Annotated in this window: 17 protein-coding genes; 14 read left to right on the top strand and 3 right to left on the bottom strand. The window is 40.2% G+C overall.

Annotation, left to right across the window (positions count from 1 at the left end):
• The first annotated feature begins 10 nt into the window (after positions 1 to 10).
• The 5 genes from QOL76_RS10550 to QOL76_RS10530 all read left to right on the top strand — a co-directional run bounded on the left by QOL76_RS10550 (position 11) and on the right by QOL76_RS10530 (position 6,970).
• A complete protein-coding gene (locus tag QOL76_RS10550; RefSeq protein ID WP_283412924.1) occupies positions 11 to 676 on the top strand; it encodes a 3-keto-disaccharide hydrolase in 666 nt (221 codons plus the stop codon).
• Positions 677 to 704: 28 nt separating this feature from the next.
• On the top strand, positions 705 to 2,054 hold the full coding sequence (locus tag QOL76_RS10545; protein WP_283412923.1) for a Gfo/Idh/MocA family protein: 1,350 nt from the start codon (positions 705 to 707) through the stop codon (positions 2,052 to 2,054).
• 430 nt (positions 2,055 to 2,484) lie between these two features.
• The gene (locus QOL76_RS10540) at positions 2,485 to 4,884 is read left to right on the top strand and encodes an ABC transporter permease (protein WP_283412922.1); all 2,400 of its coding nucleotides are present in this window, start codon (positions 2,485 to 2,487) and stop codon (positions 4,882 to 4,884) included.
• A 69-nt stretch (positions 4,885 to 4,953) separates the two neighbouring features.
• Complete coding sequence (locus QOL76_RS10535; RefSeq protein ID WP_283412921.1) at positions 4,954 to 5,637, top strand: ABC transporter ATP-binding protein; 684 nt, start codon at positions 4,954 to 4,956, stop codon at positions 5,635 to 5,637.
• Entirely contained in the window at positions 5,615 to 6,970 is a 1,356-nt protein-coding gene (locus QOL76_RS10530) for a TolC family protein (protein ID WP_283412920.1), read from the top strand. The genes QOL76_RS10535 and QOL76_RS10530 overlap by 23 nt, the downstream gene beginning before the upstream one ends.
• A gap of 338 nt (positions 6,971 to 7,308) precedes the next feature.
• Here the strand turns inward: QOL76_RS10530 and QOL76_RS10525 are convergent, their stop codons facing one another.
• Positions 7,309 to 8,157, bottom strand: coding sequence for an OmpA family protein (locus QOL76_RS10525; RefSeq protein ID WP_283412919.1), 849 nt, complete (start codon positions 8,155 to 8,157; stop codon positions 7,309 to 7,311).
• Between the two features lie 221 nt (positions 8,158 to 8,378).
• Entirely contained in the window at positions 8,379 to 8,963 is a 585-nt protein-coding gene (locus tag QOL76_RS10520; RefSeq protein ID WP_283412918.1) for a DUF4136 domain-containing protein, read from the bottom strand.
• Between the two features lie 223 nt (positions 8,964 to 9,186).
• Here QOL76_RS10520 and QOL76_RS10515 point away from each other — a divergent pair, with 223 nt between their 5' ends.
• From QOL76_RS10515 to QOL76_RS10475, 9 genes are all read left to right on the top strand, one after another.
• Entirely contained in the window at positions 9,187 to 9,771 is a 585-nt protein-coding gene (locus QOL76_RS10515; RefSeq protein WP_283412917.1) for a uracil-DNA glycosylase family protein, read from the top strand.
• A 103-nt stretch (positions 9,772 to 9,874) separates the two neighbouring features.
• Positions 9,875 to 11,029: a hypothetical protein gene (locus QOL76_RS10510; protein ID WP_283412916.1), complete on the top strand. Its 1,155-nt coding sequence runs from the start codon at positions 9,875 to 9,877 to the stop codon at positions 11,027 to 11,029.
• 154 nt (positions 11,030 to 11,183) lie between these two features.
• Entirely contained in the window at positions 11,184 to 12,821 is a 1,638-nt protein-coding gene (locus QOL76_RS10505) for an FAD-dependent oxidoreductase (protein ID WP_283412915.1), read from the top strand.
• Positions 12,822 to 13,423: 602 nt separating this feature from the next.
• Positions 13,424 to 16,687, top strand: a complete 3,264-nt coding sequence (locus QOL76_RS10500; RefSeq protein WP_283412914.1) for a SusC/RagA family TonB-linked outer membrane protein — start codon at positions 13,424 to 13,426, stop codon at positions 16,685 to 16,687.
• A gap of 27 nt (positions 16,688 to 16,714) precedes the next feature.
• On the top strand, positions 16,715 to 18,472 hold the full coding sequence (locus tag QOL76_RS10495) for a RagB/SusD family nutrient uptake outer membrane protein (RefSeq protein ID WP_283412913.1): 1,758 nt from the start codon (positions 16,715 to 16,717) through the stop codon (positions 18,470 to 18,472).
• An 82-nt stretch (positions 18,473 to 18,554) separates the two neighbouring features.
• Positions 18,555 to 20,105, top strand: coding sequence for a sulfatase family protein (locus QOL76_RS10490; RefSeq protein WP_283412912.1), 1,551 nt, complete (start codon positions 18,555 to 18,557; stop codon positions 20,103 to 20,105).
• A gap of 139 nt (positions 20,106 to 20,244) precedes the next feature.
• The gene (locus QOL76_RS10485) at positions 20,245 to 20,586 is read left to right on the top strand and encodes a PadR family transcriptional regulator (RefSeq protein WP_283412911.1); all 342 of its coding nucleotides are present in this window, start codon (positions 20,245 to 20,247) and stop codon (positions 20,584 to 20,586) included.
• Positions 20,576 to 23,182, top strand: a complete 2,607-nt coding sequence (locus QOL76_RS10480) for an ABC transporter permease (protein WP_283412910.1) — start codon at positions 20,576 to 20,578, stop codon at positions 23,180 to 23,182. Before QOL76_RS10485 ends, QOL76_RS10480 begins: the two co-directional genes overlap by 11 nt.
• A 61-nt stretch (positions 23,183 to 23,243) precedes the next feature.
• Positions 23,244 to 23,597 carry a SpoIIAA family protein gene (locus tag QOL76_RS10475; RefSeq protein WP_283412909.1) on the top strand — a complete coding sequence of 118 codons (354 nt, stop codon included), beginning with the start codon at positions 23,244 to 23,246 and terminating at the stop codon, positions 23,595 to 23,597.
• A gap of 58 nt (positions 23,598 to 23,655) precedes the next feature.
• Here the strand turns inward: QOL76_RS10475 and QOL76_RS10470 are convergent, their stop codons facing one another.
• Positions 23,656 to 25,461: a hypothetical protein gene (locus tag QOL76_RS10470; protein WP_283412908.1), complete on the bottom strand. Its 1,806-nt coding sequence runs from the start codon at positions 25,459 to 25,461 to the stop codon at positions 23,656 to 23,658.
• Positions 25,462 to 25,502 lie beyond the last annotated feature (41 nt).

The raw sequence follows: 25,502 nt of genomic DNA, 5'->3' as shown, positions 1-25,502 counted from the left end.
AAATCCTCTTATGTCCAAATCTAATTCTGTCTTTGTACTAGCAATTTTCGCTTTTGCGGCCGCCTTTATTTCCTGCAGTTCACAGAAAAGAAATACTGATAAAGGCTTTGTTTCACTTTTTAATGGGGAAAATCTTGACGGCTGGGTAGGCAATAAGACTTCCTACCGGGCAGAGAACGGTATGATAGTCATTGACCCAAAAGGCACTGGTGGAGGAAATCTCTTCACTGAAAAGGAATATGGAGATTTTGTGTTTCGCTTTGATTTTCAATTGACTCCGGGAGCTAACAATGGCTTGGGAATCCATGCACCTTTGGAAGGTGATGCTGCCTACGTAGGTAAGGAATTGCAGATTCTGGATAATACCGCGGATAAATTTGCAGACCTGCAAGAATACCAGTACCATGGCTCGGTATATGGCGTAATTGCGGCTAAGCGTGGTTTTTTGAAGCCTGTAGGAGAATGGAACACGCAGGAAGTAATTGTAAATCATCCTCACATAAAAATTATTCTGAATGGAGAGACGATAGTGGATGGGGACTATTTGGAAGCGAGCAAAAATGGTACAAAAGACCACAAAGATCATCCAGGATTGCAGCGCAGCTCTGGGCATATCGGCTTTTTAGGCCATGGGGATGTAGTCCGTTTTAAAAATATCAGTATCAAAGAATTATAAAATAACCCAGTAATAAATTTACCGAAACATGAGTAAAAATATAGAAAGTATAGACCGTAGGGAGTTTGTCAAGAAGAGTGGTTTAGGCTTATTGACTGCCGCTCTAGCACCGTCATTTTTAGCCAATTTGAAAGCTGGAGAGCGTTTGAGAACTGCGCACATCGGTCTTGGAAGTATGGGGATGGCTGATTTGGGAGCCATTGCATCCCATGAATTAGTAGATGTAGCTTTCCTATGTGATGTGGATAGCGAAAATCTGGCGAAAGCTCATGCACTACATCCGAACGCAAAGATCTATACTGATTATAGAATCATGCTGAAGGACATGAAAAACGAGATCGACGCAGTAGTAGTGTCTACTCCAGACCATACCCATGCACCTGCTTCCTTGATGGCAATGAAAATGAACAAGCCTGTTTATTGTCAAAAGCCATTGACTCACCATGTGTCAGAGGCTCGTAAAATGAAGAAAATTGCAGAAAAGAAGAACCTCGTCACCCAAATGGGAATTCAGGTTCATTCTTTCTATGATTATAAGCTTGCCACGCTATTAATTCAATCTGGGATTATTGGTAAAGTTCATACAGTTCGTGCTTGGTCTCCTAAAAATTGGGGGTATGATGGTCCAGAACCAACGGGATCTGATCCTGTACCAGCTACATTGGACTGGAACTTATGGCAGGGGACTGCTCCTGAAAGACCATTTAAGGAAGGCTATTATCACCCAGGAAACTGGAGAAAAATAATGGATTATGGTTGTGGTACACTAGGAGATATGGGAGTCCATATTTTTGATACTCCATACAATGCGCTTCAGCTTGATGTACCTGAGACTATTCTCAATGAATGCCGTCTATCAACAGGTTTTGGATTTCCAGAGCACAATATGGTGACTTACGAATTTCCGGGTACAGAATATACTGCTGTGAAACTTAAGTGGATATGGTACGATGGACCAGGAGCACCTTCTGAGCATCCAGATTTGATGCTTCCAAATGGTGATGAATTACCTGATCAGGGAGCGATGTTTATGGGAGACAAGGGGAGATTACTTTTGCCTCACTTCCAGCAGCTTCCACGTAAAATCGTGGACGGAAAGTACGTGGAGATGGATATTGAATCTTTCAATTTAGGCAAACCAGTGAAGGATTACGAGGGAGAAAGCAAAAAGCATTACCATCAGTTCGTAGATGCATGTATGGGCAAAGCGGAAACTAGTGCACCATTCTCTTATGCTGCCCGATTAACTGAGACGATTTTGCTTGGTGTGATTGCAGGTAGATTCCCAAATCAAACACTTCACTGGAATAGCAAAAAAGCCAAGTTCGATGAGAAGGAAGCGAATGAGTTCTTGAAAGGGAAGTATCGCAAATTCTAGTAACAAGATAATTGTATCAAGACATAAGATTATAGATTCAAGAGTTGAGAGCCAAGTATTTAGATTAAAGAATCAAAAGGCAAGGTTTTAGAAAGGGTAAGAAGTGTCAGTCCGAACGGAGTTGAGGACCTTTCAATTATGCTCAAGTCTTTAATACGCGATCCATATAGCTTGGGACGCTTGCTTTGATAGTTGACATTATACTTGAACATTGAATTTGAAACTTAAACATTGATAATTTATTTTGTTCGCTAGCGAACAAAAATGTTCGAGATAGTAAATAGGAGAAAAGTATAAAAATGCCTCTGGAGTTTATTCAGAGGCATTTTTTTATGGCATAAAAGTGGAAAAGAATGGATTGAATTAAAAATGTAGAATTGGAAATCAGATGTTCAATCTTCTGATTTTTCAATTTTTCAATCTTAAACTTATGTGGAAAAACTACCTTAAAATATCCCTGAGGAATTTGCGAAAACGCAAGTTGTACACAGGTATCAACTTGATAGGGCTAACGATCGCTATCGTGAGTTTTTTGGCGATTTGCCTCTACATCCAACACGAGTGGAGCTACGATAAGATGTACACGGACTATGATCGTATCTATAAGTTCAATCAGGAATTTGTTTCTCAGGGTGAAAGCCAATTGGTCAGTTCTACCCCTTCAAGTCTGATTCCTACATTAATTGAAGAAGTTCCTGAAGTAGAGACAGGAACATTGGTTTTTGATATTAGTATTTTTTCTTCTGTATTGGTAGATGCAGGCGAAGGCAATCAAGAAGAAGAATCTTTTGCATTTGCCGATGAAAATTATTTCAAGGTTTTTGATTTTGACTTATTGGCAGGGAACACTACTCAAGTTTTGGCGGAGCCAAATCAGATAGTCCTAACAAAAAGCACTGCAGAGCGCTATTATGGAAGCGTAGGTGAAGCTTCTGGCAAAGTGATGAAAGTAGATGGAGAAGATTATACCGTTTCCGGTGTGATGGAAGATTTCCCGAGCAATAGTCATATGGTGTTTGATTTTTTGGCTTCCTTCAAATCTCATAGACATGGCAGAGAACCTGAGTGGTCTCCGAGTAATTATTACACCTATGTGAAGCTAAAACCGGACACGGATTTGCCAGCTTTTGAGGCCAAGGTAGAGGAAGTCAAAGAGAAATATTTGGGAAAAGACTTAGCTGAATATGGGTACAAGACTTCTTTTCACTTGCAGCCTGTAAGCCAGATCCATTTGGGCGATCAAACGCTCGGAAGCATCAAGCCAGGCACAGACATCCGTTACCTATATATTTTTGGGATTGTAGCATTATTGCTGATTGCTATAGGGATTATCAATTATGTGAATTTGGCCACAGCAGAAGCTACCGAGCGAAATAAGGAAGTGGGGCTGCGCAAAGCTATGGGAGCAGGAAGAAGTCAGTTATTTGGCCAGTTTGTTTCCGAATCTATGCTCCTCACCTTTGCAGCTACTGTGCTGAGTGTATTGTGCCTATATTTGGTTTTACCCAAATTCTCTTCAATAGGAGGAGTGCCTTTGAGTGCCAATGCCCTAATAAATCCTGTAGGAATTGGTTTTTTGATCGGGCTAATTGCAATTGTAGGATTGCTTGCCGGAATGTATCCATCGCTGATTCTATCTGGAATGGAGCCGATCAAAGCATTGGCTAACAAGACAAAAATAGGTGGGGGAGCATGGGTTAGAAAATCCCTGGTGGTTTTTCAATTCTTCGTTTCCATTGGTTTATTGATTGCCACTTTTGTGGTGAAGAGCCAGTTGGATTACATGCAAAATGTGAATTTAGGATACGATAGAGAGCAGGTAGTTGCATTGACTTACCACTATAGTATGCGGAAAGTAGCGGAGACCATGAAGTCTGAAATGCTAAGAAGTGGCGCTGCAAACTCCATTGCATTGGCGGGAGATATGCCGGTTCACATCAAGGCAGGATATACTATTTTTCCAGGAGGTGACAATCAGCGTGAATTTATGATCACGGGATATTCCACTGATGAGGATATCGTACAGACCCTGAATTTGGAAATCCTTGCCGGTACCGATCTGAATGATAATGATTACACCAGAGCAGAGGTCAGCGCACGTGAAGATTTAATCCCGGTCATACTTAATGAGTCAGCGGTCAAAGAAATGGGTTGGACTCCAGAGGAAGCAGTAGGAAAAACCATAAATTTTGGTTTCTCCAATGCGACAATTAAAGCAGTCGTAGGTGATTTTTACTTTAATTCAATGCACTCAACTATTGGTCCTTTGGGGATTTTCAAGGATCAAGGAAATGCCAATGTTCTGCTTGTCAAAATACCTGAAGGGAATCCAGCTGCTTCATTGGCCTCCTTGGAAGAGGTTTGGAAAAAGTTTGTCCCTGAACGCCCATTTAACTATCGTTTTGTAGATCAGGAATACGCCAAATTGTATAGATCTGAAGAGCGGGTAGGAGTAATCTTTACTTTATTTTCGGGGATTGCTGTGATGATCGCATGCATGGGCTTATTTGGTCTTGTATCCTATGTTGCACTTCGTAGAACTCGGGAAATCAGTATACGAAAAGTGCTGGGCGCTACACAAAAAGATGTGATTTCTGTCCTAGCTTCTGATTTCTTTAAGTTGCTTATGTTAGCATCAATCTTAGCGGTTGGGTTTGGGGTTTGGTTTTCCAATACTTGGCTGCAATCTTTTGCAAATAAAGTTGCATTCTCCCCATGGCCTTACATAGTGGCGATTTTGTTAGTCTTGTTATTGGCAGCATTGACTATAGGGTACAGAAGCTGGAAAGTTTTCAGGTTGAATCCTGCGGAAACATTAAAGAGTGAATAGTGTGTGTAGTCACAAGCACCGAACTTATAATTTTACAATATTTCAATTTAAAAATCTTCCAATACATTAATGATAGAACTTAAGAAGTTAGACAAATATATAGAATCACGTTTTCAGCGGATTTTTTTGCTCAAAGGAATAAATTTAACCATCAACGAGGGAGAGTTTGTAACCATCATGGGACCAAGTGGCGCAGGTAAGTCTACACTTCTAAATATCTTGGGCTTACTCGATGAAGACTACGAAGGAGAGTATTGGTTTGGAGATAGAAACCTGGCCAAAATGAAAGAACGTGAACGCGCTGCCCTTCATAAAAGTGAGTTTGGATACATCTTTCAGGCTTATCACCTGATTGATGAATTGACGGTGTATGAAAATATAGAGACGCCACTTTTGTATAGAGGCGTGTCTTCCAACGAGCGGAAAAGCATCATTGCCAACCTACTTGACCGATTTAATATGGTGGCAAAAAAAGATCTTTTCCCTGCTCAATTATCAGGAGGTCAGCAGCAGTTGGTAGGAATCGCAAGAGCAGTGGCTGGTAAGCCTAGGGTGCTTCTGGCTGATGAGCCTACGGGAAATCTGCACTCTGGACAGGCAAAGGAAATCATGGAAGTTTTTCAGGAATTGCACAGAGAAGGAACTACACTAATTCAGGCAACACATGCCCGTGAAAATGCAGATTATGGCACTCGATTAATCGACATGCTGGATGGTAAAATAGAAAAAGATGAGGCGATTATCCATGTTTAAGAAGTATATAGCGGTACTTATTGTAGCCACGGTGACGGGTACACTTCAAGCGCAAGACACTTTAAGAATTGATTTCAGAACAGCGGTGGATTTAGCTTTGTCAGCTAATGCTGCATATCAAATTCAGTCCAATAATATGGAAGTGTTGAAGGTGCAGAAGCAGTCAGCTTTTCTTTCCCATTTCCCAAACGCAAATATAAATACATCCCTCTCACAGCAGTCAGGCCAGCAATTTCAGCAGATTGAAGGTGAGATTGTGGTTACCAATGTTACCAATGAGATTGTAAATGCGGGCCTAAACATGAGTATGCCGATTTTCAATGCGGGTAGAAGAATATTGGATACTCAGTCAGCGAAATTAGCTTATGACGCTGGAGAAAAAGGGCTTGATAGAGCTTCTCAGCAGGTAATGTTTGATGTAGCTAGAAGGTATCTTCAGGTGCTTTTGGATGGGGAAATAGTTCGGATTTCCCAGGAGAATCTTGATAATCAAAAGGAGACCTTAAGGCAAATACAAGGTTTTGTTGATGCTGGACTTCGTACGCTTTCGGATAAGTACAATCAGGAATCCGAGGTCGCAAGATTGGAATCCGTGCTAGTGGATGCACAGTTAAAGTATGAAAATGATGTTTGGGACCTGTCAGAATATTTGCAATTAGAGCCCGGTGTTGTGCCATTATTAACGGCGGTAGATCCAAGAGCAGGTGAGTTGAGGTTTGAAGGTATGGAAATGCAGGAGTTGTATGAAATGGCACAGTTAAATAGAGCAGATGGCACGCAGCAGGACCTTCTGGTGACTTCATACAAAAAGGATATGCAAGCAATCAAATCCATGTATTATCCACGAATTGGAGCATTTTATAATTACAACACTTTCTTTACTTCCTTAGACGATAGAAACCTTCAGGATCAACTATGGAAAGTATATCCTCAAAATACATTAGGACTTAGCCTTACCATTCCAATCTTCAATAATTTCCAGAATAAGCTCAATGTAGCTAGCAGTAAGGTGGCCTATAAAAATCAGATTTTGCAAAAGGAGTCGATGGATAGAAAAATCTATCAGGATGTGAAATTGGCCTATCTAAATTATATGGCTGCAGTGAAAAAGGAAAGCAATACAGAGATTCAGGTATTAGCAGCAAAGGAAGCTTTAAATGCCATTTCTGAGCGCTTTCGTCTAGGGATTTCCAATTTCGTAGACCTTGCTACCGCAAACCAACAATTGGTGAGTGCTCAGGCTGACCAGGCTCAGGCAGTTTATACCTTGTTTTTCCAGGAGGTGTTAATGCAACATGCGTTAGGTACACTGGATGTTTTGGATTTGAAGTAGAAGAAGGTTTTGACCACATTTGAGCCTAATCAGCGAAGACTAAAATGTGTTTGTATGCAATTGGAAAAAGCATTTTCTGATGAAAAAAAACGTTTCAGAACCTCAATTCTTCTGCAAAATATTTTTGATATCCACCTTCCAATAGACCAGTCACCCGATGCTAATGGACTTCAATGTCAGCACCATTTATTTTGTGAATTAATTCGTCTAAGGCTCCTCTGTCAGAAGAATGAGCTTTTGAAATGAGAAATTATTTACTGAAAAGTTAACCAAAAAAGCAGGCTCTAGAGCCTGCTTTTAGGTTGTGGTAGTTAAAGTAACTTGGTGGTTTTTATGTATTAAAGCATCGCAAAGAACATATCCAGATCTGGAATCAAAACAATTCTTGTTCTTCTGTTGATTGCCATGTTTTCAGGAGAATCATTTTCCACGATAGGCATATAACTTGCTCTTCCTGCAGCAATCATTTTTTCAGGAGATACATTGTATTGCTCTTGCAACTTTCTTACAATACTAGTCGCTCTTTTCACAGAAAGATCCCAGTTGTCCTGAACAACTCCCGTTGAGATTGTTCTTGGATCAGTATGACCTTCAATCATCACTTGTAGGCTTGGCTCAGCGTTAATCACTTCAGCCAATTTCTGCAGTAATGGATCAGCTTTAGAATTGATTCTATAGCTACCGGTGTTGAAAAGTAGTTTGTCGGATACAGAGATCATCACCACGGTTTGGTCAATGCTAATGTTTACATCATCCTCTTCACCATCCACTGTAGTTTCGGTGATATTCTTTTTCAAATTGTATTCTACGGCTAGATTCACTGAATCCTCCAATGTTTGCGCTTGGGCAAGTTTAGCTTGGTCGACATTAGCCAATGTTTGCTTCATTTTCTCCTTTGATGTTTTAGACATCATTGTGGCACCTTCCAAAGAGTACATGCCCTCATTCTGCAGGGTCAAAGCATCATTTGTATCGCGGAGAGAATTGATTCTTGCGTTGTACTCAGCCACTCTATTCTCAATGATCTGCATTTTCTCCTCTAACTCAGCTTTTTCCTGCTCAGTGGTAGCAAGCTCAGTTTGTGTTTTGTAAAGATTACCCTCTAGTTCGGTGTATTTTTTCTTTGATACACATGAGACCATCACTGTGGCGCTCAAAAGTCCTGTAACAATTAGTGATTTTTTCATAGTTGATTTCTTTGTAGTTGAATCAACTATTTCAAAGGAATTGCCACAAAGATTAGCTGCATATTATTCCACATAAATAAATGGATAGAAAAGGTGCATATTATCAAATTAGAGCCCTTTTTTAAATAAAAAAGAGGCTCCAAAACATATGGGAACCTCTTCAAAAATGTGTGGAATCACTACACAAGTTGACTAATTCTTTACTCAGAAATATTCACTTATTATTCCATGAGGCGATTTACAACTTTGAATTCATTCATTACTCTATATGCTGCCCGAGTCACATCCGATTGGAAGTTGGGGGATTCTGAATCAAAATTGGCAGCTGTATAACCTTGCCAGATGGTATTTCCTCTCTTACTATCAATTACATAAACTACCAGCATTCCTTGGTTTTGGCTATACTTTACGTGATTATAGGTTTCATCTTTTTCTTGTTCTTTGTCTAGATCTCCATCTTCCTTCTCGGGTACATTTTTCATTCGTTGTAAGTAATAGTCAAACTCTGGCTGTACGTAGCCACGGTATCTTATCGAATCCATGAAAATTTTGTAGCTGACTAATAAATCCGGCTTGGATTCTTGCTCTCGGAATCCCTGAGAACCTAACCTTGCACCTATCGTGGCCGTCAATACGGGTGATATCATACTGGTATCTTTTTCCGTAGGAACTACGAATGCAAAGGTTTTATATTTCTTAAAAGATGCTTGATAATTATAGTCATAGTCAGTAACATAATCTTTGGAGGAAAAGCATCCTGCGCAAATAATAAGTAATAGTGCGAAAAGGAGGTAGGTGTTTTTCATGGCATATATGAGTAGATGGTTGATTGGTATGTCAATAAGATACGAACAAATAAGGTCAGGTGGATTTAACTAGAATTAACATCTCATTGTTTAAAGTAAAATGTTGCTGTTCAATAAACTAGCCTAATAATTTAATATAATTTCCCTACAATAATTAACCGATTTTCATATAATTTCTGTTTTGGATTCAAAAAGTGGTAATAAATAAGATAAATGTCGTCTGATGGATAGTTTTGAGTCTTTAGTTATTGATGCTCAGGCTTGTAAAATGTGCAAAGAGTTTTTGCCTCTTGGTCCAAAGCCTGTGTTCTCTATACATCCAAAAAGTAAGATTTTGATTATAGGACAGGCTCCTGGTACCAAAGTTCATGCAACGGGAATTCCTTGGAATGATGCGAGCGGAAATGAATTAAGAAGATGGTTGGGTGTAGATCGTGAGCAATTCTATGATCCTAAGATCTTTGGGATCATGCCTATGGGTTTCTGTTATCCTGGTAGGGGAAAAGGAGGTGATTTGCCACCCAGGCCCGAATGCGCACCTTTATGGCACCAGCAAATGAATGAGCGTATGCCGGAGGTGAAATTGACCTTACTTATTGGGCAGTATGCTTTGAAATATTACTTGGGGAATAGGAAAAAGAAGACACTGACGGAGACTGTTAGGAATTTCGACTTGTACTTACCGGAATTTATTCCACTAGTACACCCCTCTCCGCGAAATCTCATGTGGAGGCGAAGAAATCCTTGGTTTGAGGAGGAAGTAGTGCCTACACTTCGTGAGCGGGTCCATGAATTGATCGGTAGCTAGATTTTGTTAAAAATTCTTATTTAGTTGTAGTTATTCTTAGTATTTAGTTTTTTAGGTAGGATTCTGAAAATCATACCACTACAACCCCTTTTTAATATTTGCCATGAAACTCCAATTCACTCATTTTTTTATCTGTTCTATAGCTATAAGCCTTCTTTCCTGTGGTGAGAAAACAGAAAATAATTCCATTACAAAATCCTTTTCTCTAGAAATTACTGATTCTGTACAGATTGATTACATGGGAGAAATGATGTTGCTAGACTATGATCCGAAGGCTGATAAGTACTTGCTTGCGACGGATTCTTACTATGAATACTTAGAAGTGGATGGGGATGGAAAGATTCTTAATCATAATAAATTCAATCAGGATGGAATAGACGCAGTTGGACAGGCGCTAGGATTGGGCTATTTCAATGGGGATGTGACCGTATTTAATCCTCCGGAAGGATATTTTAGATTTCAGGATTCAAGTAAAGTTGGTGAGGTGACGATTCCTTATCCTCATCAGGCTTTCATGATGTATCCCAAACTTGGGATGTTCGAGTCAGAGGGTAAAATCTATTACCCAAAGCCTTGGCCAGAGACTTTGGCTGTTAATTTTGAAGAGGGGGAGTTTTACCAAGCTTTGCTTCATCTGCCTATCATAGAAGCTCAGGATATGGAGACTGGAGATACGCTAGGGGTATTAAGTTTGCCAGAGTCTTCGGCATTATTAGATGATGAAGTGAAAGGTTTTCCTATTCCAGTGTACACGGTGGATGGGGAAAAGCTGTTGCTTAGCATGTGGTTTACGCCGGAGATTTATGTATATAATAAGGTGGGGGGTAAATTTGAGTATGAAAAAACAGTGGATGTAGATATTCCAGGTTGGATTCCCACTACTTCTGTTCCATTGGATAAAGCAGAGCAGTTTTTTACAGAAAACCAGAAGAAAAGGCCTGGCAATCTTACTAATATTTTGGTGTCAGGAGACTATTTTATTGCTATCTACAATAGAGGACTTTCTGAAGAGGAGAAAGCTCAGCTTGGGCCTCCGACTAGAGACGGACTAGCTGCACGCAAAAAAGATCCTAACTATGCAGCGATTTTCGACAAGGATTTCAATCAATTGGCCACGAATGTCCCTTTTCCAATCACCAGCAATTTTCCAAATGTAGTAAATAAAAAAGGTGAGCTAGTCGTTTCCAAAGTCGCAGGTTTGTCCGAAACCGAGGATGATGGGATTGTTCTTTACAAGTTGAAATTGGTCAGTAAATGAGTGTTGGGTTTCTGACTATTTTTAGAGTTCAGGAATGGCATTGTGTGTTCAGCTAAATAGTGTCAAAGTGAGATAGATCAGTTGGATAAAAAAGGTTATTTTGAAAGTTGTTTTGTGCTATTCATTTAACCAGTTTTTCCAAGATCTACACATCATGAAATTTTTACCTAGCCTCCTTATCATCTTAATTCTATTTTCCTGCAAACCTGAGAATACTTCCGAGTTTGAGGCTGACATCATTATTTATGGGGGGACCTCGGCAGCGATTACCGCTGCAGTTCAAGCGAAAAAAATGGGCAAATCAGTCATTGTTGTTTCTCCTGATAGGCATTTAGGAGGATTGTCTTCCGGAGGTCTAGGTTTCACGGATACTGGAAATAAGTCTGTGATCGGAGGTTTGGCTAGGGAGTTTTATCATCGAATCTACCTTCATTATCAGCAGGATTTGGCTTGGAAGTGGCAGAAAAAAGAGGAATACGGAAATAAAGGTCAAGGTACTCCAGCGATGGATGGCGAGAATAGAACTATGTGGATTTTTGAACCCCATGTAGCCGAACAGGTCTTTGAGAATTTTGTTTCGGAATACGATTTGGAAATCCATCGTGATGAATGGCTGGATCGAGAAGCTGGAGTTAAACTGGAAAATGGCAAAATCATGCAGATCTCAACACTTTCTGGTCATATCTATCAGGGAAAAGTTTTTATAGATGCAACCTACGAAGGTGATCTAATGGCAGCAGCTGGAGTTAGCTACCACGTGGGACGGGAATCAAATGATACTTATGGCGAGACCTGGAACGGGGTACAGGTGGGTGTTTATCAACACGGACACTATTTCAAAAATGACATCAGTGCTTATATGATTCCCGGAGATTCTACCAGCGGCTTATTGCCGGAGATCTCAGCAGATCCACCGGGGGAAAACGGATCAGGTGACAAACGTCTTCAGGCCTATACTTATCGTCTGGCGATGAGTAGGCACCCCGACAATCGTATTCCTTTCCCAAAACCTGAAGGATATGATCCTGCACGCTATGAATTGCTTGCTAGAGTCTATGCTGCTGGTTGGGATGAAACTTTTGATAAATACGATCCAATCCCAAATTTGAAGACGGACACCAATAATCATGGGCCATTTTCTACAGATTATATAGGGAAAAACTATGCTTATCCAGAAGCGAGTTACGCTGAAAGAAAGCAAATCTTAAAGGAGCATACCGACTACCAACAAGGCTTACTTTACTTCATGTCTCATAATGAAAAAGTGCCAGATTCGGTGAGAGCAGAGATGGCAAATTGGGGTTTGGCAAAAGATGAATTTGTCGATAATAACAACTGGCCTCACCAGATCTATGTGCGCGAAGCCCGAAGAATGATAGGTGCCTATGTGATGACTGAGCATGATGTACTTGGAGCAAAGGAAGTTCCGGAGCCTGTTGGGATGGGATCCTATTCACTGGATTCGCACAATGCTCAGCGATTTGTGACGTTGGATGGCTATGTGCAGAATGAAGGAGATATAGGAGTTCACCCGAAAAACCCTTATTCGATTTCCTATGGAACACTTGTTCCGAAAAAAGAAGAATGTTCTAATTTGCTCGTTCCGGTGTGTGTTTCTAGTTCACATACTGCTTTTGGTTCTATCAGGATGGAGCCTGTTTTTATGATCCTAGGTCAATCTGCAGCAGCGGCGGCATCACTGGCTATTGATGGTGATGTGGCTGTGCAGGATTTGCAGTATGAGAAATTGGAGAAAGTACTGCTGGAAGAAAAGCAGGTTCTTGCCAAATAACTTTTTATAGAAACAGCTTATAGTAGTTGATGTTGCTTTGATTACTCCGGGTTTTTCCAAGGGGGATGATATCCGTGTGTTTTAGTAGCTGACCCACCTATTTTCCATGCACTATCTAGAATAACATCTAAATGCAATATGAGTCTTAGTGTAAAGAATTCTGAGTTGAATTGGTAGAAATAAGGAAATGTAAAGGCCAATGGTTAAAGGGCAGAAAAACCATTAAAGGTATTCCAATTAGGAGGGCCTAATTCTGTATAAAGGATGAAAATCCGTAAAATTATATTTGGTTGCTGTATTAATTTTAAAAAGAATATAAATCTTCTTTAAATTTTTTAATAATTTTTTTAGGACGTTTGCCTTAAAATTCAACAATTGCACTAGATTAGTGCAAAAGTACAAATGTTATTCTCTCTATTAAATTTTTAATAATCATGAGAATAGCTCATTGAAGTGAGCACTTCTAGATTGATATCTAATTCAATGAAATTCACCTAAATCAAAATCCAAAATATGCCTATGCAGAATCAACAATCATGTCTATTACTATATACTTCATACATAAAATGACTAAAAATTGATACAATAAAATCAACTGAAATATGAAAATAAAATTACCATTGTTAGCTAAATCGCTGACCAAAACCTTCCTGATCGGCATTGGAATGCAATGTGCCATTTTGGGACCATTAGCGGCGCAACAGCAATTATTTGAAGGAAAAGGAACAGTCGGTGCTAGTGAATCTACCCTAGGGAATGTATTGCGAGCTTCAGCTGTGAAAGCAGAAATCCAAGTTACCGGGGTGGTGAAGGATGAGACAGAGTTCCCGATTCCGGGAGTAACTGTGATCGAATACGGAACCACTAATGGTACAGTCACTGATCTTGATGGGAAATATACCTTGACAGTTCAGGAAGGTGCTTCGTTGGTTTATTCCTTCGTTGGCTACAAAGCTCAAACTATACCGGTAGAAGGTAGAAGCTTTATTGACGTGTTTTTGCAGGATGATGTAGGAGATTTGGATGAGGTCGTAGTAGTAGCCTATGGTACTCAGAAGAAAAGTAACCTGACTGGATCTGTGACTGACTTGAAAGCAGATAGGCTTGTTCAAACTCCTGCGACGAACGTTAAAGGTCTTTTGATCGGCCAGGTTCCAGGTTTGATCTCCAATCAAAATCCTGGTCTTCCAGGTGAAGACAATGCCACTTTGAGTATTCGAGGCTTTGGAAATCCACTGGTAATTGTAGACGGAATTGAGTCATTTTTAGATCGTATAGATCCAAATGACATCGAAACTGTGACAGTGTTGAAAGATGCATCTGCGGCTATTTATGGTGCTAGAGCAGGTAACGGTGTTATTCTGGTCACTACTAAAAGAGGTAAGGCTGGTTCGATGTCTGTGAATTATCACGGATATGTGGCTACTCAGAAAAGATTGACTTTTGCCAAGCAGGTTGATGCGGCTGGATTTATTCAACTTGGGAGAGATGCAGTATTTAATGGTCAATACGATCCTCTTAAACCAGATCAACCAATCAGCTACGGTACATTATTTACTGAGGAAAAACTTAATCAATACGAGTCTGGGGAGCTTCCTAGCTATGATTGGGTAGATGCAGTATTGAAGGACACAGGTTCTCCATTGATGAGTCATAATTTGAGCTTCAGAGGAGGCAGTGAGAAAATCAGATATTATTCATCTGTAGGATATACCAGTCAATCCGGGATTTTCAAAGGAGATTATGATTATAAGAAATTGACTTTGACCAATAACATGGATATTGATTTGTCCAAAAACATTGTTTTGATATTAAATGGTCAATATATCAAAGAGGATAAGGATTATTCAATTATTGATCCATCCACCATCTGGAATGATCTTCAGACATCCCAGCCTCTATTCAACCCAGACTTGCCAGATCCCGACAGAGCGCCTTATTCAGGCTTTAGCGGTCGATCTCCAGTAGCTAGAATCAATCAGAAATTTGCCGGATACAGTAAAAGCTACCAACATACGTTGACTGGTTCTGCAGAATTGAAGTATTCACTACCATTTGTAAAAGGTCTGAGCGTAGGCGGTAAAGTAAACGTAAGAGCAAGAAACTTACAAGAAGCAGCGTTGGCTACACCTTATGATGTATGGTCGTATGATCCAAACGCTGTCACCGAAGATTTTGATGGGTATACTTTAGAAGCTTCTCTTCTAGGGAATTCTTTTTCTAGATCCTACGGTAGTTTCAGTGATCCAATTAACAGAATACTTTCAAGAGGTTATGCTACCTATGAAAAGGCTGTTGACAAACATGAGTTTGGATTTTTATTCTTTGGAGAGAAAGAAGATAATACTTATCGTCAACTTACTGTGACCAGAACTGATTTGCTGTCGACTGAAGTTCCACAAATTGGAGGTACAAATGAATTGACCAGAAGTTCGGGTACGGGTAGGGATATTCAATATACCAGAGTAAGTTTTGCAGGTAGATTCAACTACGCATATGACGAAAAGTATTTGCTGGAAGCGACTCTTCGTGCAGATGCCAGCTCTAAATTTGGTAATAACGCATGGGGATATTTTCCATCAGTATCAGTCGGATGGAATATCGCCAGAGAAGATTTCTTGGCTACTTCAGACGTGTTGGATCAGTTCAAACTTCGTTTGTCATATAGCCAAACCGGTGTAGATAGCAACGTAGGGAATACTTCCTTCAACTTCCTATCAGGATTTGAAGAGTCATCAGGAGCTGTTTATTACTTAGACGGATCTCCTACTGCGATCATTAGCAATACGGGTTTGGTTAATCCAGACATTACTTGGGAGTCCACTACCCTATACAATGCAGGTATAGACTTGACTATGTTTAACGGGAAGTTGTACTCTACATTGGATGTGTTCTACAGATACAGAGATGGATTGCTAAGAACTCCATTGGAATCTCTTCCTTCTACTTTCGGAGCTGCTTTACCTCAGGTGAACCTGGATTCTAGAAGTAACAGAGGTTTTGAACTTTCTTTAGGCAACCAAGGAACTTTTGGTGAGTTCAAATACGAGATCACAGCTGGCGTTGCCTATGCAAGAGAGCGCTATGAGAATTATGAAGAAGACATCAATTTTGAGGACCCTATTCAGGTCGAGTTTGATCAGCTAAGTGGGAGATGGGTGAATATTACCTACGGATACAAAACAGATGGACTATTCAATACCCAAGCTGAGGTAGATCAGTATTTGGAGCAATATACAATCGAAGACATCAATGGTAGACCAAAACCAGGTGATATCAGATATGTAGATATAAACGAAGACGGTGTGATTAATAGAGCTGATAGATACCAGATTGGGTATGGAACTAATCCTGATATCACTTATTCACTAGCTCCAAGATTGTCTTATAGAGGCTTTAGTCTTGCTATGCTTTGGCAAGGTGGAACCAGGTTTAATGTAAATATATCAGGGCTCTATAGAGGAGCATTTAATAATGAGCAGGTTCCACTTGAATTGCACGAGCAATATACCTGGACTCAGGATCCAAATAACCCTGGTATTGGTTCAAATCCTAATGCGCAACTACCAGCATACGAGAGAAATGGTACAAGAACTTGGAATAACATTAACTCTGATTTCTGGATGTACAATGGAACTTACCTAAGATTGAAAACTGCTACAGTTTCATACTCCTTACCAAGTAGTTTTCTGTCTAAAATCGGGTTGAGCAATGCCAATGTCTACATGTCCGGCGATAATTTACTGTCATTTAATAACATGGGTATTTTCAAAGATGCCGTTGATCCTGAAGAAGCAACAAGTGCAAATGCCTTCAAATTGCCTCTGTTGAGAACGATGTCATTTGGCGTACAACTTGGATTTTAAATGTTAAAACGAAAAAACATGATAATCATGAAATCAAGAATATTACTATTGATGCTGCTGACGATCGTTTTTGCATCATGTGAAGAACAACTTACAAAAACCCCTGATTTTATTTCTGAAGGCGTCGTTTTCGAGGATGAAAATCTAACTGAAGCTTATCTCGCCAATGTGTACTCTGACATGCTGTTCATCGATGTAGGTGGTGAGGCTCAGAATAATATGGGTATGATACCAGCAGCTGGCGCTGAGCACATTAATTTCGCCAACTGGCAAACGCCAAATACCACTTACAGTAGATCATATACTGCTGCATCCGGTGCCGGACCTCTCGATTATTGGGGGTATAATTCGATCAGGGATATTAACTATTTATTGGAAAATATCGGATCAAGTAAATCCTTGGATGATTCCTACATTTTGCAAAAAATGAATGAGGCAAGATTCCTGAGAGCATATGCTTATTTTCAAATGGTCATTAGATTCGGAGGGGTGCCTCTAATCACCAAAGTACAAAGTGTAGATGATCCTGAGAGCGAATTGTATCCGTCACGGGCTACTGAAGAGGAGATTTATAACTTTATTGTGACAGAACTTGATGAAATTATCGCCACCATGCCAGATCAAAAAACTGGTGCAGCTGGAAGAGCAGATAAATATACAGCACTGGCGCTTTTGTCTAGAGCATCCTTATACGCAGCAAGTATTGGGAATTTCAGTACCGTTCAGGCGGATGGTTTAGTGGGGATTTCATCTGGAAGTACTCAGGATTTTTATCAAAAATCTTATAATGCTTCAAAAGAGATCATTGAGTCTGGGATGTTTTCTCTTTATGAGAAGCATGAGGATAAGATGGTGAATTTTAGTCAGCTTTTCCTAGACGAAGGAAATGATGAGGTGATTTTTGCGGAAGTGTTTGAGCCAATAGTCAAAGGTCACTCCTTGGATAATATTGCTACTCCAGCTGGATTTGCAGCTACTTGGAATTCAAATTTCCCTGTTCTCTATGATTTTGTTGAGCTTTTTGACTTTGTGGATGGAAGAAAAGGGACTGATATTTCAAGAGATGATTTGATTGCATCTAATTCTTGGGAAATCGAAGACTTCTTTGGGAAAAGGGATCCAAGGTTCAGAGCTTCTGTATTCTATCCTGAATCTACGTGGCAAGGTGGCCTGGTTTATTTTCATTCCAGCACTATCTATACTAATGATGAGGGAGAAAGAGTATCTGCTACCAGTGGCACATTTGATAGAAATGGAGAAGTGTGGCCTGCATCCTGTCATCCTCGAAATGTAAGAAACACAGCCTTACTTCTTCGTAAAAAACTAGACGAAACGAACCTTGAGCCTCTTTCAGGGAGATCTGGACAGGATTTCTATGTATTTAGATATGCTGAGACACTTCTTAATTATGCGGAAGCAGCCTTCTATTTAGGTAAGACAGGCGAAGCATTAGTAGCCTTGAATGAGTTGAGAGAAAGAGCAGGAATGCCTACATTGGCAGAAGCTACCGAAGCAAATATCAGACAGGAAAGACAAGTGGAGTTGGCATTTGAAAGCCAAAGATTCTGGGATTTGATCCGCTGGAGAATCGCACCTCAATACTTGGATAATGTAAGAACAAAAGGATTGGTATTTAATTACGATTTGGACAATGATAAATATGTGATTACCCTGAAAAATGCTGAAGGTGTAAGTCGCGTATTTGGACCTGAGAGATATTATTTGCCAATTTCTCTTGGCCGGATAGCTGATAATCCAAACTTAAAACAAAACCCTGGTTATTGATTTCATATCAACCAGAATAGCTAAAATGATAAGGCCAGACTAGTTCTGGCCTTATCCATTACTAATTAATTCGTCATATTTCATGAATTCATTATTGAAAAAACACTTCTCTTTTCTATCCCTGGTAGGGTTTTCCCTTTTAGTGTCCTGTGCCGGAAAGCCAAGTAGGGAGGAGGTTTCAGAAGATAAACCAAACATCCTAGTTATCTATACAGATGATGTAGGGTATGGGGATATTTCCGTTTATGGAGGTAAAATCCCTACTCCAAATATCGATAAGTTAGCTGCTGATGGCTTACTATTTTCCAATGCCTATGCGTCAGCTGCTACTTGCACACCATCTCGCTATTCCCTGCTTACCGGTGAATATGCTTGGCGAGCAAAAGGACGAGGAGTAGCAGCTGGAGATGCTTCTGCTTTAATCCGGCCGGGGGTCGAGACATTACCCTCAGTCGTTCAGCGAGCAGGTTATAGAACGGCTGCGATTGGGAAATGGCATCTTGGCCTTGGTGGTGATGAAGGTCCAGATTGGAACGGTGAATTGAATCCTGGCCCCTTGGAAATAGGTTTTGACTATTCCTTTATTATCCCAGCTACAGGAGATCGGGTTCCTACGGTATTTGTAGAAGATCACCATATTGTTGGATTAGATCCAGCGGATCCGATTTCCGTAAATTACCGTGAGAATATAGGAGACGGCCCTACAGGTAAGGATAATCCTGAGCTCTTGAAAATGATGTGGTCACATGGGCACAATCATAGCATTGTGAATGGAGTCAGCCGTATTGGTTATCAGACCGGTGGGGAAGCAGCTATGTGGCGAGATGAGGACTTTGCACAGACTTTTGTAGATAAGGCTACGGATTTTATCAAAGCAGAATCCGATAAACCATTCTTCATGTACTTTTCTACCCACGATATTCATGTACCTAGAATTGCTCACGAGCGCTTCCAAGGAGCTACTGATTTCGGTCCAAGAGGCGACGTAATTGTTCAGCTAGATTGGACAGTAGGTGAGCTGATGAAACTGCTGCAAGAGCAGGGTTTGGAAGAAAATACGATTGTGATTTTCTCCAGTGATAATGGACCAGTATTAGATGACGGATATGTGGATCAGGCGAGAGAATTGATCGCTGATCACGACGCTGCAGGAGATTTGAGAGGAGGAAAATACAGTGCGTTCGAAGCTGGAACCCGAGTGCCGTTTATAGTAAAGTGGCCAAAGTCAGTCAAGGCTGGGACCACATCGGATGTACTATTCAGTCAGGTGGATTTGTTGGCTTCCTTCGCGGCAGTGAATAATATTTCTTATGATTCTGCTCAGGCTATTGATACAGAAAACCACTGGGAAGTATTGATCGGACAAGAGGGGCAAGGTCGGTATAGCTTAGTACAGGAAGCACTTTTCAGCAATTTAGCTTATGTCCGAAATGATGGTTATAAATTCATTCCAGGAAATACTGGGCCTGACATGGTGCCTTGGGGACCGATTATTGAAACAGGTTTTGACAAGGAAGATCAACTGTTCAATATTAAGCTTGATCCTAAAGAAACGAAAGATCTATCTACTTCGGAAGCTGAAATAATGGCAAAAATGAAGGAGGAATTAGAGGAGATCGTAAAGAAAAACTAATTCAGAATTTATAGTTTACAATGAGTTTTGGAAGACTACTTCAGTAATGAGGTAGTCTTTTATATTTTATACCCATTAATTCTACAAATATGAAAGTAATCTATTACATTTACTTTTGTAAATAAAATAGATTACGAATATGAAAGGTTATCATTTGGGTGAATTGGAAGAGTTGATTCTTTTGACTGTAGGGATTTTAGATCAGGAAGCTTATGGTGTTTCCGTATTGGAGGAAATCAAAAACCAGACAGGAAGAAAGGTTAACATTTCGGCTATTCATACGGTTTTGAATCGTCTGGAGGATAAAGGATTTCTCAAATCAGAAATGGGTGGGGCAACTGAAGAAAGAGGTGGTAGGAGAAAACGATTGTTTACGCTGTCTGCTACGGGTCGAGCAGCTATTGAGGAAGTGAAAACACTCCGAAATAAAATGTACGACCAGATTCCTCCGTTTGCTTTAGACCTTTCCTATGGACACTAAACAGAAGCATTTTCCGCCCAAATGGCCTGACCGATTTCTGGAGTTCTACTGCACTCCCAGTCGATTGGAGCAGATTCAAGGAGATGCTTATGAGATTTTCTACATGAATCTGGAAGAAAAGGGGCTCGCTTTTGCCCGTTTTAGATTTTTTATCCATGTACTCAGCTTTTTCAGATGGAATAATATCAAAAAGTCCAACTCAACTTATCAATCCTATAATCAAGGTGCTATGCTGAAGAACTACTTTAAAATTGGCTGGAGAAATCTAGTTAAGCAAAAAGGAACCACATTCATCTCTGTGTTTGGCCTTGCCGCTGCAGTGGGATGCTGCATGGTGGCTTACTTGTTTATAGCAAATATTTGGTTCAAAGGCCTTCACCAGCCCAACAAGGATGAGATTTATCAACTGACCTATACCGCTGAAGGCGAGAATGGATTGGTTACTTATGGATCAGTAGGACGCCCACTAGCAGAGATGATTCCTGATAAGTTGAACATGATTCAGCGGACTACCCAGGTGATGCGCGACTTTCCTATTTTGATTCAAAAGAATGAAAGTTACAATCAACGTTCCTTATATGTAGATCCCACATTTATGGAGATGTTTGTGTACCGAATGGATTACGGATATCCGGGCGCATTGGATGATCCAAGTCAAGTGATTTTGACCCATGAACTTTCAGAGAAACTTTTTGGTGATACACATCCGATAGGACAGGAGCTTTCCTTGGTGACAAATGGGGAGGAGAAATTATACAAAGTCGGAGGAGTTTTAGCTGATCTGCATGATATGGATATGTTCACCTTTGACCTCTTGGTTAATATTGAGACGCATCCTGTTTCTACGGATGATATCCCGCTTAAAGATAGCTGGAGAGATGAATTATGGGCTTTTATCCAAGTGGAGAAGGGAGCTGATATTGCACAAATGGAGTCAGGACTTATTTCTTTGACTAAGATTCAAAATCAAGTCAATCCGGAAAAGCCCTATCAGAAACTAGAACTGGTTGCGTTCTCTGATTTGGTTTACAAAGTGGGTGAAATTGAAAATGGTGTCAGAGATTTTTTAGGGCTGGGGCCACAGATACTACTTGGTGCGATAGGGTTATTCATTCTTATTCTCGCAATTTTCAATTACGTCAACATTTCGGTGTTAATGGCTTCCAAAAGACTTAAGGAAATTGGTATTCGAAAGGTAATAGGTAGTAGAAGAAGCCAGTTGGTATTCCAATTTTTGAGCGAAAATCTGATGGTCTGCTTATTTGCCATGATTTTGGGTTGTTTGTTAGCTGGCTTTATTTTCCTTCCAGGTTTTAATGAAATTGCCTCCAAGAACCTGAAAATTGATCTGCTAAGAGATCCGTTTATCTGGATGTTTATGGGCGGTATGTTAGTGTCTATTACCCTCATTTCCGGTCTTTATCCAGCGATCTACGTGTCATCTTTTAAGCCTATCAACATACTAAAAGGCAATCAGAAAATAGGCAGTAAAAGTACTTTTACCAGTGTATTGCTCACTTTTCAATTTACCTTGGCGATCATAAGTATTGTAGCCGGAATTGCTTTTGTGCAGACGAACTACATCAATTCGAATAGGGACTGGGGATACGATAGTGCAGATAAAATCATCGTGAATGTGCCAAATCAGGAGGATTATTTGCCACTCAAAAACAAGCTTTCTGCACTTGCTTCTGTGACAGAAGTTAGCGGAAGTCAGGATTATGTGGGGAATTGGATACGGGAAGAAGTGTTGGATTTTGGTCAAGAAAAATATGAAATAAGCCTACTAAATGCAGAAGCTAATTATCCTGAACTACTGGGTCTGCAGCTCAAACAAGGCCGCTTGTTCAATTCTGATTTAATTTCTGATACGCAGGAATCGGTTATTGTGAACCAAACTTTCTTAGATCAACTGGGACTGGAATTTCCTCTGTCCGAAAAGATAACGCTCGACAGTGTGAACTATACAGTCGTAGGTGTGGTGGAGGATTTTCATACGATTTTCTTCCAAAGTGCTATTGACCCCATGGTTATCAGAGCTTCTCCAGACACGACATTTAACTACCTTACCCTCCAAGTGACAGATGGAAGTGCTGAGACGACTATGGCATCTGTCAAAAAGATTTGGCATGAGACAGTTCCTAGAGGACTTTTTGAGGGAAAATTGCAAACCGAGGTATTTGAGCGGGAATTTTCAGATGTGGAGGGAGTAAGGAATATTCTATTATTCTCGGCCATTCTTGCCGTCCTATTGGCAGCGCTGGGGCTTTTTGGATTGGTTTCCTTGAATATGAATTCGCACATCAAGGATTACTGTGTCAGAAAGGTTTTTGGAGCCGATATGGGAGATTTGTCTGTGAAATTGTACAAGCGTTACCTGATTATTTGGGGAATTGCAGGAGTATTAGGAGGAGCTTTTTCTATCCTGATTATCTCTAACTTTCTAGATAGTTTTTTTGCTTTCCATTCTGGAGTGGGCGTTTTGCCAATAGGTACTGGTTTGGTGCTTCTATTGCTGGTAGTCGCAGGTACTGTTGGTTCGCAGATTTGGAAAATAGTCAAAGCGAATCCAGCCGTCATTCTTAAATCCGAGTAAGTATTCTTGGATATTTATTGACCGATAATCAAAACAGCCTCAATCGTTGTTAGTAAGGTAGATGGAGGTAAATTATTATATAGAAGAAGGGCTGCTACGCTATGTGATCGATGGAGTCATCACAGTTGATGACACGCGCGAGTTACAGATAGCGAGAGATAAGCTTGCTGCCAATAAGACTATAAAAGTTTTGGCAATCGTAACCTCATTCAAGGGATATGAAAGCCTAGAAGCATTCAAAAATGCCATTTACGGAGACATTCACATGCTACCAAAGCTTTCCAAATACGCAATGCTTACAGACAGTTTCTGGCTAAGCTTCCTAGTGGCTTTCTTAAATAGCTTGATGTGTAAAAGTAAGCTGAAAGCATTTTCTTTCCGTGACCGCAACTTGGCAGAATCATGGCTCGATTAGCTTTCAGCTTTTCTTGGTTATCTGGGTTAAAAATGATTTTTGAAACAGCTCGAGTACGTTACGTAAGACTAGCTTCTACTGGCTTACTTAAGAGTTCTATTTCGCTTTTAATTTTTGAAAATTGATCAGACATTTTTGCAAGAATTGAACTTGAATCTACTTCTACTTTGTCGATCAATTCCTGATAATATTCTACTCCTTGGATCAGATTGTTTCTGAATTTTTCTAGGTATGCATCCCTTTTGGCAACCTTCTCTGTCACCTTGTTTTCAAATTCCTTTTTCAAATAAGTGACATATAATTGGAGCTCTTTCACTAGAACATGTGGTCGGTCAGTATCGACATTGAGGCTTAACTTTCCATAGATGTGATCTACCATTTCTTTTAGTGAGAAAGTGCCTTTGAAATAAGCAAGGTTTGGCCCAGGGCAAATCGTAACTGCCTTAAGATTTCTACGCGGCGTTTCTCCTGCTGCTAAAATCGCCGGTGCGCTGAGGCCTTCGCAAAGACAGTCTTTTGCTTTCACTTTTTCCATCTCTTCAAACCCAAATTCACCTGTTTCAAACTGCTTAGATTTTAAAATTTGGTATTGTCTGGAAGCAGTGCAAATCGGCTTAGCTGTGAACTCAGAATTATTGGAGAGGAACTTTTTATAGCAGGGACTTCCTGACCGATTATTTTCAATTCTCTTCATGCGCTGCTCTTCTCCGGAGGATGTTCGGAGGTTATTGAAAGGCACGCCAAGAGGAGATGCATCGCTGAGGTAATAGTCAGATTTTTTGGATTTGAACAAGCGCTTCAGGGTGTCTTCATCTACAGAAGTAGCCTCGGGGACCAAAAGAAATGGACTGCCCCAACCCGTTCCATCGAGCTCATAATACTCGCGCAAGAAGGAATCTTCGCTTGCCGTACCGATTCCACCTTGGTAAGTTATCCTGAAAGTAGGGCTTTTTGAAAGTGTGTTTAACTCTTTGCTTTCCAGAGTTTTTTGGCATATTTCATAAAGTGTTTGAAAAAGCTCATTTCTGTTGCTTTTGAACTCCTCTAAAATCTGTCCGATCAGAAATCCATCTGTAGCAAAAGCGTGTCCGCCACAGTTCAAGCCTGACTCAATTCTGAATTCTGAAACCCAAAGACCTTTCTTTGCCAAGAACTTTCCTTGGATCATAGCTGATCTATAGTCACTCACTTTTAGGATAATTCCTTTCGAAATTTCACCAAATTGGTTTGGGAAAAACTCAGAAAACTGCTCGGCATAGCTGTACAATGCTGGGTTCATTCCTGCTGAAAATACAACAGATCCATTCGCCTTACTTTTCGCAAATCCTCTTAAAGCTGACAAGGCATCCGAGTATTCCCTAGGCAATTCCTTACCTGATTTATCAGAATTTATTTTGTCTACTTTCGTCATGATGTTCACATCTATAGCTCCCACATTAACCATGGATTTGAACTCCTCTTTCAGATAGAATTTTTCAGACTCAGGACTGCTTTCTATTTTTTTTACAAGGTTTAGGATAGGCGATTCTTCTGGTAGTAGGTCGAGATATTTTCGGAATTCTGTATTGGTTTCCCAGTCTTCATTCACCAATTTATTGAATTGCTCTTCAACAATTGATTGAGTCAAATCGAGGTAAGCCGTGATACGCTTTGCCCGGTAGTCTTCCTCCAAATCGGAGATAGGAATGAATTCTCGAACATATTTAGTTGAGTAGATTTTACGCATGTCTTCCAGCAAGTGATCATCCATTATGGAGACTACACTGGAGATCCCATACTTGGCTACTTTGATTGGAGTATCTACTGTATATCCAAGTCCCATTACAGGTATATGGAAGCTATGTGCGGAGCTATAATTTGGCATTTTGATCGATCGGAATTTTACTAGATTTTGAAAAAGTAAAG

Origin of the sequence: Algoriphagus winogradskyi (genome assembly GCF_900182815.1) — a bacterium.
Taxonomy (GTDB): Bacteria; Bacteroidota; Bacteroidia; order Cytophagales; family Cyclobacteriaceae; genus Algoriphagus; species Algoriphagus winogradskyi.
Note: the sequence above shows the minus strand (reverse complement) of the source record. Positions and strands in the feature narration are given on the sequence as shown.